Source organism: Pseudoduganella sp. jia 12 (assembly GCF_055502675.1).
Genome location: NZ_JBUXKP010000003.1, coordinates 78042 through 94378, shown reverse-complemented (window position 1 = coordinate 94378; position 16337 = coordinate 78042). Strand labels below are relative to the sequence as shown.

Annotated in this window: 12 protein-coding genes; 10 read left to right on the top strand and 2 right to left on the bottom strand. The window is 67.3% G+C overall.

Annotated features, from left to right (window positions below; all coding sequences use genetic code 11):
* Window positions 1–109: 109 nt before the first annotated feature.
* From ACY65G_RS06485 to ACY65G_RS06450, 8 genes are all read left to right on the top strand, one after another.
* Complete coding sequence (locus ACY65G_RS06485) at window positions 110–1312, top strand: aromatic ring-hydroxylating oxygenase subunit alpha (RefSeq protein ID WP_464996548.1); 1203 nt, start codon at window positions 110–112, stop codon at window positions 1310–1312.
* 9 nt (window positions 1313–1321) lie between these two features.
* Entirely contained in the window at window positions 1322–2767 is a 1446-nt protein-coding gene (locus ACY65G_RS06480; RefSeq protein WP_464996547.1) for an aldehyde dehydrogenase family protein, read from the top strand.
* A gap of 22 nt (window positions 2768–2789) precedes the next feature.
* Window positions 2790–4184 (top strand): FAD-dependent oxidoreductase, encoded by a 1395-nt coding sequence (locus ACY65G_RS06475; RefSeq protein WP_464996546.1) that lies wholly within the window; start codon window positions 2790–2792, stop codon window positions 4182–4184.
* Between the two features lie 9 nt (window positions 4185–4193).
* Window positions 4194–5522 (top strand): NAD(P)/FAD-dependent oxidoreductase, encoded by a 1329-nt coding sequence (locus ACY65G_RS06470; protein WP_464996545.1) that lies wholly within the window; start codon window positions 4194–4196, stop codon window positions 5520–5522.
* 41 nt (window positions 5523–5563) lie between these two features.
* Window positions 5564–5902 (top strand): ethanolamine utilization protein EutQ, encoded by a 339-nt coding sequence (locus tag ACY65G_RS06465; RefSeq protein ID WP_464996544.1) that lies wholly within the window; start codon window positions 5564–5566, stop codon window positions 5900–5902.
* Between the two features lie 40 nt (window positions 5903–5942).
* Window positions 5943–7112 (top strand): MFS transporter, encoded by a 1170-nt coding sequence (locus ACY65G_RS06460; RefSeq protein ID WP_464996543.1) that lies wholly within the window; start codon window positions 5943–5945, stop codon window positions 7110–7112.
* 150 nt (window positions 7113–7262) lie between these two features.
* A complete protein-coding gene (locus ACY65G_RS06455) occupies window positions 7263–8837 on the top strand; it encodes a BCCT family transporter (RefSeq protein ID WP_464996542.1) in 1575 nt (524 codons plus the stop codon).
* Between the two features lie 89 nt (window positions 8838–8926).
* Complete coding sequence (locus ACY65G_RS06450; protein WP_464996541.1) at window positions 8927–10138, top strand: hypothetical protein; 1212 nt, start codon at window positions 8927–8929, stop codon at window positions 10136–10138.
* Between the two features lie 24 nt (window positions 10139–10162).
* Here the strand turns inward: ACY65G_RS06450 and ACY65G_RS06445 are convergent, their stop codons facing one another.
* Window positions 10163–10726, bottom strand: a complete 564-nt coding sequence (locus ACY65G_RS06445) for a sugar O-acetyltransferase (protein ID WP_464996540.1) — start codon at window positions 10724–10726, stop codon at window positions 10163–10165.
* A gap of 111 nt (window positions 10727–10837) precedes the next feature.
* Here ACY65G_RS06445 and ACY65G_RS06440 point away from each other — a divergent pair, with 111 nt between their 5' ends.
* Both ACY65G_RS06440 and ACY65G_RS06435 read left to right on the top strand, forming a co-directional pair.
* Window positions 10838–11611, top strand: a complete 774-nt coding sequence (locus ACY65G_RS06440; RefSeq protein ID WP_464996539.1) for a DeoR/GlpR family DNA-binding transcription regulator — start codon at window positions 10838–10840, stop codon at window positions 11609–11611.
* 52 nt (window positions 11612–11663) lie between these two features.
* On the top strand, window positions 11664–12809 hold the full coding sequence (locus ACY65G_RS06435) for an MFS transporter (RefSeq protein ID WP_464996538.1): 1146 nt from the start codon (window positions 11664–11666) through the stop codon (window positions 12807–12809).
* A 199-nt stretch (window positions 12810–13008) separates the two neighbouring features.
* Here the strand turns inward: ACY65G_RS06435 and ACY65G_RS06430 are convergent, their stop codons facing one another.
* Window positions 13009–16026, bottom strand: coding sequence for a sensor histidine kinase (locus ACY65G_RS06430; RefSeq protein ID WP_464996537.1), 3018 nt, complete (start codon window positions 16024–16026; stop codon window positions 13009–13011).
* Window positions 16027–16337: the final 311 nt, after the last annotated feature.

Below are 16337 nucleotides of genomic sequence, written 5' to 3'. Positions count from 1 at the left end.
AAAACTCACAAATAGGCGTCTAAAACTCGTTTGTCGATGTTCCCCCTGCAGCCCGAAACTAGGTGCCACAACACCAGGGCATTCGGGCCCGCAGACAAAGGAGATCGACATGAGCACTACCCCTTCCCGGCGCATCGCATTCCACAAGCTCGAAGACGTGCTGCGCCCGATCCACGAGGCCAGCGGCCTGGGCAACGAGTTCTACACCGGGCAAGCCGCATTCGAGCTGGAACGCGACCAGGTGATGGGCAAGACCTGGGCCTGCGTGGGCTTTGCGAGCGACCTGCCGAAGAACGGCATGGTGAGCCCGGTCGACTTCATGGGCCTGCCGCTGCTGCTGATGCGCAACCGCGACGGCGTGCTGCAGGTGTTCCACAACGTGTGCAGCCATCGCGGCATGAAGCTGGTCGAACAGCCCGGCGAAGTGCAGGGCGTGATCCGCTGCCCGTACCACTCCTGGACGTATGACCTGAACGGCAGCCTGAAGGGAACGCCGCACATCGGCGGCATCAACCAGCACAAGGATGAGCGCTTCGCCTGCGAAAAGCATGGCCTGAAGCCGATCCGCAGCCAGGTCTGGATGGACATGGTGTTCGTCAACCTGTCCGGCGACGCGGCGCCGCTGGAGGACATGCTGGCGCCGCTCACCGAGCGCTGGTCGCGTTTCCTCGGCCGCGACGGCATGGGCCTGCTGCGCCGCAAGGGCAGCGGCGATGCCACGAGCATCGAGGTGAACTGCAACTGGAAGCTCGCGGTGGAGAACTACTGCGAGGCCTACCACCTGCCGTGGGTGCATCCGGCGCTGAACAGCTATTCACGCCTGGAAGACCATTACAACATCCTGTTCGCCGGGCACTTCGCGGGCCAGGGCAGCTATGCCTACAACCTGTCCGACGTCGCCGGCACCAATCTGCCCACGTTCCCCGACTGGCCGGAGGACCGGCTGCGCAACGCCGAATATGTGGCCTTTTTCCCCAACGTGCTGCTGGGCATCCAGGCCGACCACGCGTTCGCCATGCAGCTGCAGCCGATCGCACCGGGCAAGACCATCGAACACCTGCGCCTGTTCTACGTGGGCGACGAGGCGCTGGACGACAAGTACGCCGCCTGCCATGCCGCCGTGCTGGAAGCGTGGCGCGTGGTGTTCGCCGAAGACGTGGCCTCGGTCGAGGGCATGCAGAAGGGCCGCTCCTCGCCGGGCTACCAGGGCGGCGTGTTCTCGCCGGAGATGGACGTGCCCACGCACTATTTCCACCAGTGGGGCGCGCGCCAGCTGCTGGCCGCGGCGCAATCCGGCGCGGCCGCGGCCTGAGGAGCGGCCATGTTCCCGATCAAGCCGCACTGGCTGAACTACATCGATGGCGAATGGTGCGACAGCACGCGTTCGCTGACCGTCGGCAATCCGGCGACCGGCGAGCCGCTGGCCACCATCGCGGAAGCGGGCAGGGACGATGCCGAGCGCGCGCTGGCGGCGGCACGCCGCTGCGCCGACCGGGCCGAGCTGACCCGCGTGCGCCCTGCGCAGCGCGTCACCTGGCTGCTGCGCATCGCCGACGAAATCCGCGCGGTGGCCGACGAGGGTGCCTGGGTGCTGTGCCACGAAAACGGCAAGAGCCTGCGCGACGCCAGGGAAGAATTCACCGAAGCGGCCCGTTATTTCGAGTACTACGCCGGCATGGCCGACAAGATCGAAGGCACCTCGATCCCGCTGGGCGACGGCTACATGGACTTCACGGTCTACGATCCGATGGGCGTGTCGGCGCAGATCGTGCCGTGGAACTTCCCCGTGTCGATCTGTGCCCGTTCGCTGGCGCCGGCACTCGCCGCCGGCAACGCGGTGGTCGTCAAGTCCCCGGAACTGTCGCCGCTGGGCATGTGCGTGCTGTTCCAGGCGATCGCCAAAGCCGGGTTGCCGAAAGGTGCCGTGAACCTGCTGTGCGGCCCCGGGCGCCAGGTCGGCGCGCACCTGGTGGAGCACCGCCACGTCGACCAGATCGTGTTCACCGGCTCGGTGGCCACTGGCCAGTCGATCCTGCGCGGCGCCGCGGCGCGCGCCATCCCCAGCGTGATGGAACTGGGCGGTAAATCGGCCGCGCTGGTCTTCGCCGATGCCGACCGCCAGCAGCTGCTCGACAGTGTGAAGAGCGGCATCTTCTTCAACGCCGGGCAGGTATGTTCCGCCATGTCGCGCCTGCTGGTGCAGCGCGCCGTGTACGACGAGGTGGCCGATGCCGTGGCCGCGCTTGCCGATGGCCTGCGCATCGGCCCCGGCTGCGAGAACCCCGACCTGACGCCCGTGATCAGCGCCGGCCAGCTCGAACAGATCGAAACGATGTGCCGCAAGGCCGTCGATGACGGTGCGCGCCTGGCCGCCGGCGGCGCCGCATGCCGCGAACGGGCCGGCTGGTTCATGCAGCCGACCGTGTTCCGCGATGTCACACCGACCATGCGCATCGCCCGGGAAGAAGTCTTCGGCCCGGTGCTTGCCGTGATCCCGTTCGACACGGAAGAGGAAGCGCTGGCCATTGCCAACGGTACCGAGTTCGGCCTGGTCGCCGGCGTCTTCACGCAGGACATCAGCCGCGCCCTGCGCTGCGCGCGCCGGCTGAAGGCGGGCCAGGTGTTCGTCAACGAGTGGTACGCGGGCGGCATCGAGACCCCGTTCGGCGGCGTGGGCCTGTCCGGCTTCGGCCGCGAGAAGGGGCAGGAAGCGCTGTACAGCTACGTGCGCACCAAGAACATCGGCATCCGCGTGGCCGGCGAATAAACAGCAGCAGGAGGAGACGATCATGAAAACATGGCTGTGCATTATCTGTGGCCTGGTCTACGAAGAGGCAAAGGGCTGGCCGGAGGACGGCATCGCGCCGGGCACGCGCTGGGAAGACGTGCCGGACGACTGGCTGTGCCCCGACTGCAAGGTGGGCAAGGCGGATTTCGAGATGCTCGATGTCAGCGTGCCGGTGGCCGCCGTGGCCGCGGCGCCATTGCAGGAGAAGGCGCTCACTGCGGCAGTCGCGGCGGTGGTGCCGCGCCAGCCGATCGTCATCGTCGGCAGCGGCCATGCCGGCTACGGGCTGGCCGCCGCGCTGCGCAGGAACGATCCGACCGTCGAGATCCGCGTGGTGACGGCCGACGACGGCTTCGTGTACTCCAAGCCGGCGCTGTCGATCGGCATGGCGCAGGGCAGGGCCGCAGATGCCATGGCGACCGAGTCGCCGCTGGCGATCGAACAGCGCCTCGGCATCCGCGTGTATCCGCATTGCCGCGTGGAGCGCATCGATGCCCAGGCCCGCCGCCTGCACACAAGCCTGGGCGAGATGACATACGGCCAGCTGGTGCTGGCCTGCGGCGCGCGGCCGGTGCGGCCCGCCATCGACGGCGAGGCGGATGCGGTGCTGAGCGTGAACGACCTGCAGGAATACCGCCGGTTCCGCGAGCAACTGGCCGGCGCGCGCCGCGTCGCCATCCTGGGCGATGGCCTGATCGGCTGCGAATTCGCCAACGACCTGGCCGCCGCCGGCATCGAGGTCACCATGGTGGGGCTGGGCCGCTGGCCGATGGAACGCCTGCTGCCGGCACAAGCCGGGCAGCGGCTGCAGGATGCGTTGTCGGGCCTCGGTGTCCGCTGGCGCCTGAACACCACGGTACGGCGCATCGACCGCGCGGCCGATGGCTATCGGCTGGCGCTGGCCGATGGCCGGCAGGTTGACGCGGACCTGGTCCTGTCGGCGATCGGCCTGCGCGCCGACGTGTCGCTGGCCGCGGATGCCGGCATCGCCACCGGTTGCGGCATCCAGGTCGACGCACACCTGCGGACGTCGCAGCCCGGCATCCACGCGCTGGGCGACTGCATCGAGATCGACGGCTGCCTGCTGCCCTACCTGGCGCCGATCAACCAGGGCATCCAGGCCCTTGCCCGCACGCTGCTGGGCCAGCCAACGGCCGTGGCGTACCCGTTGATGCCGGTGACGGTCAAGACGCCGGCAATGCCGCTGTGCCTGCTGGCCCCGGCACATGGTATGGCCGGCGCATGGCGCTGCACACCCACCAGCGATGGCCTGCAGTGCGCCTTCCACGATACGCAAGGCGCGCTGCGCGGCTTCGTGTTGCTGGGTGCCGCGGCGCAGGCCCAACGCAATGCCCTCCTGCAAACCTGCCAGCAAGACCAACGCGCCGCCGCCTGAAAGCACATTATGACCAAGCACATCAATCTTCCCTTCGACGACGGCGGCTGCGGCTGGTATGCGGCCCTCGCCCCGCGCCCGGCCGTGCGGCGCCTGCAAGGCAGGCAGCAGGCCGACTATGCGGTGATCGGCGCCGGCTTCGCCGGCCTGGCCGCCGCGCGCCGGCTGGCCGAACGCCTGCCCGAAGCACGCATCCTGCTTGTCGATGCCCAACGGGCCGGCTTCGGCGCCTCGGGCCGCAATTCCGGGTTCGTGATCGACCTGCCCCATAAATTCGCGCTGGAGCATCCCGATCCTGCCCACAAGCAGCGCCTGCTGCGGCTGAACCGGGCCGCCATCGGGCAATTGCAGGGCCTGGTTGATAAACACGGCATCGACTGCCAGTGGTCCCATGCCGGCAAGTACCAGGGTGCGGTGGGGCCGCGCGGCCAGGCCTACCTGAACCATTTCGAGCGCCTGCTGGGCGAACTGGGTGAGCCGTTCCGCCGGGCCGGGCCGCAGGAGCTGAAGGCGGTGCTCGGCACCGAGCACTACAGCGATGCGATCTTCACGCCCGGCTGCTACCTGATGCAGCCGGCCGCGCTGGTCACCGGGCTGGCGCGCTCGCTGCCGCCCAATGTCGAACTGCTGGAAGAGTCGCCGATCCGGCGGCTCGAGCGCGACGGACAAGGCGGCTGGACACTGCATGGCGACGAAGGCAGCATCGGCACGCCCACGCTGCTGCTCGGCACCAGCATCTTCACGCAGGAGTTCGGCTACCTGCGCAACCGCCTGCTGCCGGTGATGACCTTCGCCAGCTGGACGCGGCCGCTGACGGATGCCGAACTGGCGCGCCATGGCGGGCAGCTCGACTGGGGGCTGACGCCGGCCGACCACGCCGGTACGACCGTGCGCATGACGCAGGACCGCCGGCTGATCATCCGCAACACATACAAGCACGTGCCGCGCTACGGGCGCAGCACCAGCGATGCGATGCGCGAGCAGGTGCGCGCGAAGCACCGCGCCGCCTTCCTGGCCCGCTTCCCGCAGCTCACCGACGTGCCCTTCAGCCACACGTGGGGCGGGGTGTACGCCATCTCACGCAACTTCACCAATTTCTTCGGTGAGCTCGACCAGGGCGTGTACGCCACGGCCTGCGACAACGGCGTGGGCGCGGCCTGGGGCACCATCTCCGGCACGCTGCTGGCCGACCGGGCGATCGGCGCCGGCTCGGACCAGCTGCGCGATATCGAGGCCGTCACCGGCATGCCCTCGCGCAATCCGCCGGAACCGTTCCTCGGCATCGGCGTGCGTTCGCGCATCCAGCTGGCGGCCTGGTCGAGCCGGAGCGAGCTGTGAGCCCGGGTGCCGGGGCCGGCACGGCGGGCAGGCGTCCGGTCGTGCTGGTCGACCATGCATCGCTCGACTACACGCAGCGCGGCGGGCCGCCCGGCGCTGCGTGGGTGGCCCGCGCGGTATCGAACGAGGTATCGCCCCATATCGGCTTCGGCTTCGCCCGCTGGGAAGGAGCCGAGGTGGAATGGACGGTGCTGTACGACGAGCTCATCTTCGTGATCGATGGCACCCTCGAGCTGAGGGCCAATGGCGAGCCGTTGCGCATCGTGCCCGGTCAACTGCTGTGGATACCCGAGGGCACCGAATTGGTCTACGGCGGACACGCGCTGTTCGGCTATGTGGTGCGACCGGCGAACTGGAGAGAAGTGCATGGGCTCGCTTGATGGCGTTTCGCGTGCCGGCGACGCACGGGGAGGCTGAGCCATGCCCGTCATCGGCAAGACCTTTGGCGCGCTATATCTCTCCGCCGCAGTGCTGCAGTTCGCCGCCACGCTGCTGATTTCCCATCTTGCGCTGCGCGTGGGCGCCGGGGGCGCCTCCGAACTGCATATCGGTGCGCTGATGGCGGCCAATGCGCTGGGCATGGCCATCGGCGCAAGCGCGGGCCGCACGCTTATCGAGCGGATCGGCCATGTGCGGACATTCGCGGCGAGCACCGGCATCATGGTTGCCGCCGTGCTGGCCCATGAGCTGGGCGCGGCGCTGTCGTTCTGGATCGTGCTGCGTGCCGTCGCCGGCATCGCGCTGATGAGCCAGGTGATGGCGCTGGAAAGCTGGCTGAGCGACAGCGCGGAAGCGCAGCAGCGTGGCCGCGTGCTGGCGGGGTACATGATCGCTACCTATGCCGGCATGATGCTGGGGCAGGTCGGCGTCGCGGCCGGGCCTGGCGGTGGAGCCGGGGCCGTCATCGTCGTCGCCATCGCGTTCGCCTGTTGCGTGATTCCGGTGGCGATGACGCGGATGCCGCCGCCGCCGGCGTTGCCGCAGGCAGGCATCACGTCTGGACAGATCGTGCGCCGGGTGCCGCGGCCACTGGCCACGGTCTTCGTATCGGGCATGCTCAACAGCAGCTTCTTCGGGCTTGCGGCGATCTATGCGGCGCAGCACCGCATGAGCCCGGGCTGGACGGCAGTCTACCTGGCATGCCCCGTGATAGCCGGGCTGCTGGCGCAGTTCCCGCTGGGACTGCTGTCCGACCGGCTGCCGCGGCCCGCGCTGGTCCGCGGCGCGGCGGTCCTGCTGGCGCTGGCCAGTGCTGTCCTCTGCATGCGAGACAGCATGCCCTTGGCGGCCCTGCTGGCGTTCGCCTGCTGCGCCGGCGCGCTGCAGTTCTGCCTGTATCCGCTGGGCGTGGCATGGGCGAACAGCGTGGTCGACCCGGCGATGCGCGTCGGCCTGGCCGGTGTGCTGTTGACGGCCTTCGCCATCGGCTCCTGCATCGGGCCGCTGGTTGCCGGCGCGTGGATGAGTGAAGGAGGCGCATCTGGCCTGTACGTCTTCTTCGCCGCGTGCGCTGTCGCGCTGGTCCTGGTTACCGGTGGGGAACGGCGTGGAACGACGCTCGGTCCCGCCATCGGCCATGCCGATTCATGACAAAAGCTGATGGCACGACGATTTTTCATGATTTGTCGTTGATGCAATGCGGTCCGAAGATGGCTACCAGCCATCGGCCTTCGCCGCGCTGAATTTCCGCACCAGACGGGAAGCGCGCGGCGACCTATAGTGAACAACAATGGAGACAATATGAAGCAGATCGCCTCAGGCCTTCCCGCAGCCGCCCGCGCGGCTACCCGCTCACCCGTGGATTTCAAACTCGAAGTGCTCGGACTGAAAGTGCACCGTGTCATCTTCCCGCTATCGATCCTGATCGTACTGGCGCTCGTGCTCGGCGCGCTGTTCGACCCGCCGGCCGCCGCCGCGGCGCTGGAAGGCCTCAGGACGGCAACCCTGAAACACCTGGACTGGCTGATCATGATCGGCGGGAACGTGATGGTGCTGTTCTGCGCCGTGCTGGCGGTCTCCCCTTATGGAAAGATCCGGCTGGGCGGCAAGGATGCCCGGCCCGAATTCCGCACGCTCTCCTGGTTCTGCATGATGTTCGCCGCGGGCATGGGCGTGGGGCTGCTGTACTGGGGCGTCGCGGAACCGGTCGCGCACTACACCGCATGGTTCGAGACGCCGTTCAACGTTGCCGCACGCACGCCCGGGGCGGCGCACGCGGCGATGGGCGCGACGATCTTCCACTGGGGCTTCCATCCGTGGGCCATCTACCTCACGGTGGCCATCGTGGTCGGCTACTTCTCGTACAACAAGGGCCTGCCGTTCTCGCTCAGCTCGGGCCTGCAACCGCTGCTCGGCAAGGCGCACAAGGGTCCCATCGGCCACGCCGTGGACATCTTCACCGTGGTGCTGACCGTCTTCGGCCTGGCGACGTCGATCGGCCTGGGCGCCATGCAGGCGACCGCCGGCATCACCCACGTGCTCGGCCTGCCGAACACGATCATGCACCAGATGCTGTTCATTGCCGTCGTCACGCTGCTGGCTGCCGTGTCGCTGTGGCGGGGCCTCGATTCCGGACTCAAGCTGCTCAGCAACGTCAACATGCTGCTGGCGCTGCTGCTGTTCGCGATCGTGGTGGCCGGCGTGGGCGTGATGGCGTTTTCGTCGGGCGTGCTGGGCACGACGATCGACTTCGGCCGGTACTTCCTCCCGTTGAGCAACTGGATCGGCCGGACCGACCAGGACTGGTACCACGGCTGGACCGTGTTCTACTGGGCATGGTGGTGCACGTGGGGCCCGCTGGTCGGCGTGTTCGTGGCGCGGGTGTCGAAAGGCCGCACACTGCGCCAGCTGGTCGGCGTGGTGCTGCTCGCGCCGACGGCCGTGGCCATTCTCTGGTTCACGGCGTTCGGTGGCGGCGCCATCGCCAGCGTGGCCTCGGGAACCGGCGCGCTGGCCAGTGGCACGATGAACGTCGACATGGCGATCTTCCATTTCCTCGAAACGCTGCCGATGTTCGGCGCCACATCGATGCTCGTCGTGGTGCTGCTGGTGATCTTCATGGTCACTTCCGTCAACTCGGGCGCCATGGTGGTCGACAGCCTGGCCGCCGGCGGCGACACGGACACGCCGGCCGCGCAGCGGGTGATCTGGCTGCTGATGATCGCATTCGTGACGGTGATCCTGTTCGTCATCGGCGACAACACCGCCCTCAAGGCCATCCAGGCCGGGGCGGTCGCCATGGGGCCGCCCTTCATCGCACTCATGCTGCTGCTCATCGCTGGCTTCGTCAAGGCCATCGCGAACGAGCCGCGCTGACCTTTTCGCGGACGTATTACCTCTGCGCGAGAGCTATCGGGACAATCGACGTTACGGAAAGGCCGGTGCCCTGGGCACCGGGAAGGAACATGATGATCAGCATTCAACTGCGGCACGCATGTGCCGTCGCCCTGCTGGGCCTCGCCGTGCTGGCGGGCGGGCATGCCCATGGGGGAGAGCCCGAATCGCCCCTCACGATCGGCGGCGCGATCCGCTTCAATTACGTGCACAAGGGCTGGCAGCCGGAAAAGCCGCGCGGCTTCGTCGGCCTCGATACCGCGCGCCTGGAGGTGAGGTATGACGACGGCACCCGTATCGCCTCGGCCCAGTACCGGTACAACCGCTTTCCGGCGGGACAGGGCGGCTACTGGCAGCATTTCCTGCATCATGGCTGGGTGGGCCTGCGCTTTGCCGACCGCAGCACCCTGCAGGCGGGCGTCACCAAGGTGCCGTTCGGCCTGCTGCCGTTCGCGTCGAACAACTTCTACGAGTCCATCGCCTTCTATGCCGGTTTCGAAGACAAGTACGACGCCGGTATCTCCTATGCCAGCGCCCCCGGCAGGCTCGAATGGCAGCTGGCCTTCTTCCCGCGCGATGGCGGTTCCTATGGCGGCGGCGACAACACGGCGCCGGCGTCGAACCGCTATTCTTACAACATCGTGCGCGACGATGACGAACATGGCTACGGCACGGGCCAGCGCGACAGCGAGCGCAACACGCTGGTCGCCCGCGCCGCATGGCATGCCGGTACCGCCATCAAGCAGGAGTTCGGCGCGTCGGTGCTGGGCGGCGACATCCGCAACGGCGCCGGCGAGAACACCCGGCGCCATGCCTTCGCCATCCACTACCGCGCGACGCCGGGGCCGGTGACCGTGATGCTGCAGGCAATGCGCTACCGGTACAAGACCCGCCACGCCCCCACCGAGACCTATGGCGGCCTGGATGCCAACAGCTTCGTGATGGTCGGCGGCTTCGGCTACCCGTATCCGGTGGCGACGAAAGGGGACATTTATATCGCCAACGTGAGTTATGACATCGCCGGCACCGTCGGGCCGTTCGGCGCCTTCAAGGTGTACAACGACTACAGCGCCCTGCACAAGCGCATCGGTGGCTACGGCCCTTCGCGGCAGAACGTGACCGGCTTGTCCTTCTCGGCGGGCAAATGGTTCTTCCAGGCGGATCTCATGCTCGGGAAGCACCACCCGTACCTGTCACCCGATTTCGGCGGACTGGCCTCGACCGCCGGGCAGCACGACAGGTATTCGCGGCGCATCAACCTGCAGGCGGGTTACTACTTCTGATCCGGCCCGATGCGCGTCCCGGAGTCAATCGGCGCGGCGGCCGGCAAGGGGCCGCGCCGGGTTGCCCGCGACCGTCACGCCGTCCGGCACATCGCGCGTCACGACGCTGCCCGCGCCGACCAGCGCATTGTCGCCGATCGTCACGCCGGGCATGATCAGCGCGCCGCCACCGATCCACACGTTCTTGCCGATGCGGATCGGGCGGCCGAATTCGAGCCCCTGTGCCCGCAATGCCGGGTCGCGCGGATGGTCGGCCGTGAGGATCTGCACGCCGGGGCCGATCTGCGTCATGTCGCCGATCTCGACGCCCACCACGTCGAGGATCACGCAGTTGAAGTTCATGAATACACCCGCGCCGAGCCTGATGTTGTAGCCATAGTCGCAATGGAATGGCGGGCGCACCACGCAGTTGTCGCCCACCTGGCCGAAACCTTCGCGCAGCAGCTCGCGGTAAGCTTCGGTCGGCATATCCTGGCCCGTGTTATAGCGGCGCATCCAGTCGCGCGCCGCGGCCTGGTCGGCCTGGATTTCGGCATCGCCGGCGTGATAGAACTCGCCGGCCAGCATTTTCTGTTTTTCCGTTTTCATGATCGATCTCGCAGTTTGTGTGGCTCGACAGTCTTTGGAGCCACCGGTTCGACTGAAGTGTACATCAACGTACAAGTTTACTTTGACGTTTGTAGACGATATTATCCACTCATGAACGATATTCCCTTTGCCAGGCGCGACGTCATCGTCCACCGGCTCGACCAGGGCTTGCCGGTTGTCGCAATCGACCTCGCTCTCGAATTCGGCGTGTCCGAAGCGGCCATCCGGCGCGATCTGCGGGCGCTGGCCGCCGAAGGGCGCTGCCGCCGCGTGTATGGCGGCGCCTTGCCTACCTCGCCGGCATCGGGGCCCATGGCGGTGCGCGTGGATGAATCGCGCGAGCGGAAGCAGGCGCTGGCGCGGGTGGGCGCGTCGCTGGTGCAACCCGGCCAGCTTGTGTTCCTCGACAGCGGCAGCACCAACCTGGCCGTGGTGTCGTTCCTGCCTGCCGGCAGCGGCGTCACCGTGGCCACGAATTCGATCGCGATCGCGGCGGAAGTGGCCGGACGCAAGGACCTGCAACTGCTCATGGTCGGCGGCTTCGTGGACCAGCACGTAGGCGGCTGCGTCGATGCGGGCGCGATTGCCATGGTGTCGTCGCTGAATGTCGATCACTGCTTCATCGGTGCCTGCGCCGTGTCTTCCGTGACCGGCGTGAGCGCGTTCAGCATGGCCGATGCGCTGTTCAAGAAGGCGCTCGCCGCGGCCGGCCACCACACGGTGATACTGGCGACGAGCGAAAAGCTGGAGTCGCGCGCGCCGTACCGGATCGGCGCCGTCGGCGATATCGACCACCTCGTCGTCGAACATGATGCGCCTGACGAACAGGTGCGGTTGCTGGCCCAGTGCGAGACGACCGTGCTGCGCGCCGCGGCGCCGCCCTGACCGACGTCGTTTTCCACCTCATTTTCCACACTGTTCAACCGTCATTCACACCATGCACCTGCCTTCCGCCGACAGCCCCGCCAGCCGCCTCGCGACACGCCTGTTGTTCCTCGTTGCCGGCTTCGGCTATTCATGCTGGGCGCCGCTCGTGCCCTTTACCAAGGCCAGTCTCGGGATCGACGAACACGTGCTTGGCCTGCTGTTTCTCTGCATCGGCACGGGTTCCATCGGCGCGATGGCGGTGACCGGGCCGCTCTCGGCGCGTTTCGGCAGCAAGCCGGTCATCGTCGGCAGCGGCTTCGGTTTCGCGGCATCGCTGGTGCTGCTGCCGCTGTCCGACACCACGTTCGCGCTTGGCCTCAACCTTGCCGCCTTCGGGGCGACGCTGGGCGCGCTGGACGTGGCGATGAACCTGCATGCCGTCGAGGTCGAACGTGCGGCCGGCAAGCCTCTCATGTCGGGTTTCCACGCCCTGTTCAGCATCGGCGGATTCTCCGGCGCGGCCTTCATGACCTTCCTGCTGTCGCAACAGTTCGAGCTCCTGCAAGGCACGTTGCTGTGCGCCGCATTGATGGTGGTGCTCATGGTCGTGGCGACGCCGCGGCTGCTGCGATCTGGCGAACGGCAGGAGGGACCGCTGTTCGTGCTGCCGCGCGGCCTGGTGCTCGTCATCGGCGCCCTGGCATGCATCACCTTCCTCGTCGAAGGCGCGCTGCTGGACTGGAGCGCGCTGCTCATCACCGACAATGGCCTGTTCCCCGTGGCGCAGGGCGGCCTTGGCTACATCTTCTTTTCGGTGGCGATGACCGCCGGCCGGCTGACCGGCGACGCCATCGCCGCCCGCATCGGCGATCACAAGACCATGCTGTATGGCGGCGGCATCGCGCTGGCCGGCTTCGTGGTGCTGCTCACCGCATCGACGGGTACCATCGCGCTGGCGGGCTTCGTGCTGATCGGCCTGGGGTGCTCCAATATCGTGCCCGTGCTGTTCCGGCGCGCCGCGGCGCAGAAGGCCATGCCGCCGGGGCTTGCCATCGCGGCCATCTCCACGACTGGCTACGCGGGCATCCTGGCCGGCCCGGCCGGCATCGGCTTCGTGGCCAAGGCCACCGGATTGCCGGCCGCCTTCTGGATGCTCGCCGGCCTGCTGGCCCTCGTGCCCTGTTTGGCAAACGTTGTCACGTCGGATCGGCATTGATGGCACGCCTCCCCGCTGAATACCCCAATTGAGACCTGCAACTCTGACTAGAGCGAATAAAGTTGGTCGGGGCGGAATAATGTTGGTCGGAGTGGGTCTCTGCCAGTCGCCAACCCAATGGTGGCAGTAGGCATGCTCATGTACAGTGGCCCTGCTTCTGGCCGGTTTCGGCCAGAAGCAGTCATTGCCTAGCACTTCTTCAGTCTAACGAGTGCCTATCCGAGAAACCCATGGTGGAGTAGCGGCTTGCCGTCCGGATAGGCAGTCGCAGCGTCCAAATTGTGCCCTGCGCAGACGTCGCCAATGCAAGCGCGCCACCAACCTTCGCAGCCCGTTCGTGCATACCGGGAATACCCCAATGGCCGGAGCGCCCGCCCTCATCGACGATTTCGCGCGGCATGCCGCGGCCGTCGTCCACGATGGCAATGCTCAGCTCGGCCGCCGCGTAGGACAGCGTGACGGTGACTGTGCGCGGCTGCGCATGGACGAAAGCGTTCCACACCGCCTCGCGCGCGATCGCCAGGGCCTCCTCGGCAATGGTTTGATCGAGCGGTATCGCTGCCCCTTCGGTGACCACGCTAAAGCGCACGCCATAGTCGCGTGCCAGCGGCTCACCATGGGTGGCGATGGCTTGCGCCAGTCCCCCCGCCGGCAGAGCCTCGCCACGCAGGCCGGCCACTCGATCGCGGCCCTCGGCCAGCACCCGATTGGCCTGGTCCAGCGCTGCCTCGAGCGGCTCGCGCTCGCCGTCGCGCAGCCTGTGCACGACGGCAGTCATCCTCAAGATTAGGCCCTGGATCGACTGTAGAAGCGTATCGTGAAGTTCGCGGGCAATGCGCTCACGCTCGGCATGGCGCTCGCTTAAACGGGCTGCCAAGCCGCGGGCCACGCGGCGCAGTCGCATACGGTGCAGCAGCCATAGCGCCACCGCAGCGCCGAGCGTACACAGCATGCGGAACCATAGCGTTTGCGTGAGGCTTGGTTCGATCCCGAACGACAGCGCGGCGCCTTCTTCATTCCACACGCCATCGTCGTTCGAAGCGATCACGCGGAAGCGGTAGCGTCCTGGTGCCAGGTTGGTGTAATGAGCCGCGCGGCGCCCATCAGCCTCTTGCCAGCCCTGGTCGACGCCTTCAAGCTGATAGCGAAAGCCCATGCGCTCGGCTGAACGGTAGCTCAGCGCCGTGAAGTTCACCTCCAGCGCACTTGTGTGCGGCGGCAATTGCATACCCTCCCGCACCGGCCAGGCTTTACCGCCGGTTTTCAGGGCGGTAACGTACACCGGCGGCACCAGCATATTGCGCGGCAGCCGCGCCGGGTCGAATGCGAACACGCTCGCCATCGTCGAGAACCATAGCGTTCCGTCATTGGCGCGAATCGCCGACGGCAGCGGCGTGATGGAGCTGGCGGTCCCGACCAGGCCATCGCGGTAATCGAGGCGCCCGAAGCGCACCCGGTGGGCCGGATCGGCGACCGCGCGCTGCAGCTCCGGCGGCGCGATGGCGGACAGGCCGGCGCCGCCATTCATCCACAGAGTGCCGTCGCGCGCGAATACGAGCCCGGTGATGCCAGTGAACGGTTCTCCGCCATGCCCCATGATCGACGCGAAGCGCTGGCCATCGAACCATGCGAGGCCGTTTTCGCCACCGATCCACGCCCCGCCCGCGACCGGCAGGATGGCCAGCACCGTGCCGGTGCGCAGTCCGTCGGCACGGCCGAATCTGCGCACATTGCCGCGCTCCAGGAGCGCAAGCTGGTCGTCCGTGGAGCCGAACCACATGCGCCCGCGTGGACCGGCGGTCATCGCTGTTACAGCGAAGCCGGCCAGCCCTGCCACGCCACCATGCGCGCTCCAGCGGCCATCGCGCAGCGTGTACAGGCCGCGGCGGCCCATGCTGGCCCACAGCGCGCCGCTGCTATCGGTGGCCAGCGAAAATATGGCGATCCGCTTCGAGTCGGCGAGTCCAGCCGGCAATGGCACCGCTTCGCGTTCTCCGCCGCGCACTCTCCACAGGCCGCCGATGCCACCGCTCCACAGCGTGCCATCGGCGCCGGCATGCAGCGCGGTTGTCAAGTCGAGGTTCGACGATGGCGGCGCAAATGGTGCCGGCGCCGCAGCCGGGCTGGCCAGCGCTGAGCGGTCGACCCACGCGCCCCCATCCAGGCGCGGCGCCAGTGGTCGGGCACCGGCTGTATAGCGCGGCAGATCAACGGCCTTCAGGCGCGCCGCCCGGAATCGGTCCAGGCCATTCTCGGTGCCGACCCAGATATTGTCCTCGCGATCCTGGAACACGGTAAAGCCATGCAGGCCGGAGAGCCCATGTTCGGCATCGGTGCGCTGCTGCGGCGCCTGGCGGGTTGCGGAATGACGCAACACGCCGCGGTAATCCGGCTGCCACAGGTTTCCGGCGCGGTCGAAGAGGAAGGCATTGAGGCGGTCGTCGATCTGCCACGTCTTCGGGTCGGTGCCCGGTGCGCCCGCCAGCAGGTGCAGGCCGGGGCGCATCAGGTCGGACGTCCAGATACTTCCGTCCGGGTGCTCCGCCAGTATGCCTGTGCCCGTGACATCAAGCTTGCGCTCGAAGCGGTTAGCACCCTTCGGCAGCGAAAATACGCCCTCACTGGTGCGCACCCAGAATATTCCGTCGCGACCGCGCAGCATCGCCTGGACGGCCCCGCCAGGTGCCGCCATCACCGCCGCCGGCTTGCGCCACACGCCATCGGCGCCCATTTCTCGCAGACCACCGCCGGACGTGCCCAGCCAGAGCCGGCCTGCGCCATCCTGCCCGAGACCGGAACTCGCACCTGCGGGAGTGCCATGTTCGCCGACCCGGAAGTGGCGCATGCGGCCATTGGCCACTAGGCTGACGCCACCGTACTTGTAGGCGAGCCAGAGCGTGCCGTCCGGCAGCACGCCCACGTCTGTAATGCTCGACGACAGCAGCTCCATGCCGATGTCTCGTGCCCTTTCGAAACGGGCTCCGTCGAAGCGAAACAGGCCTGCGGCACCGCCGATCCAAAGCCATCCGTCTGGCGTTTGTGCGATAGCCAGGATTCCAGTCGGCGCACCATCTCTGGCCGTCCAGCTGGTGTGCTGCATCGCGATAACAGGCTGTTTCGCTGCCGGCTCGGCCGGCGCCGCGATGGTTGTCGCCAGGTGACAGACGAGTGCTGCAGCGGCGAGGGACTTAACGAATACGCGAAGGGTTGGGAACATGTACGACCTGATCAGTAACGCGCGCAGTGTAACCGAAACGTCGCGCCAAGGTCTTGGCGCGGCAGCGGCCCACCACGACTTGCCATTACCTCGTCACGGGATTCCCTCGATCATCATATCGGCGCTGGCCAGCGCCTGGCCTGGCTGTCTTTCTTCTGGTGTGCCCGTGGGCATACGCATGAGGATTGCGTGACAGCTGAGAATCAACCCCTGAACTCCCTGCAGGAGATTGTCATGCAGGCTGCGGCCTCTGCGTTCGCGCTCTTCCACGCGTGCCTCAGTTTTCTCCGCAGACCGGTGGGCTAGCGCAG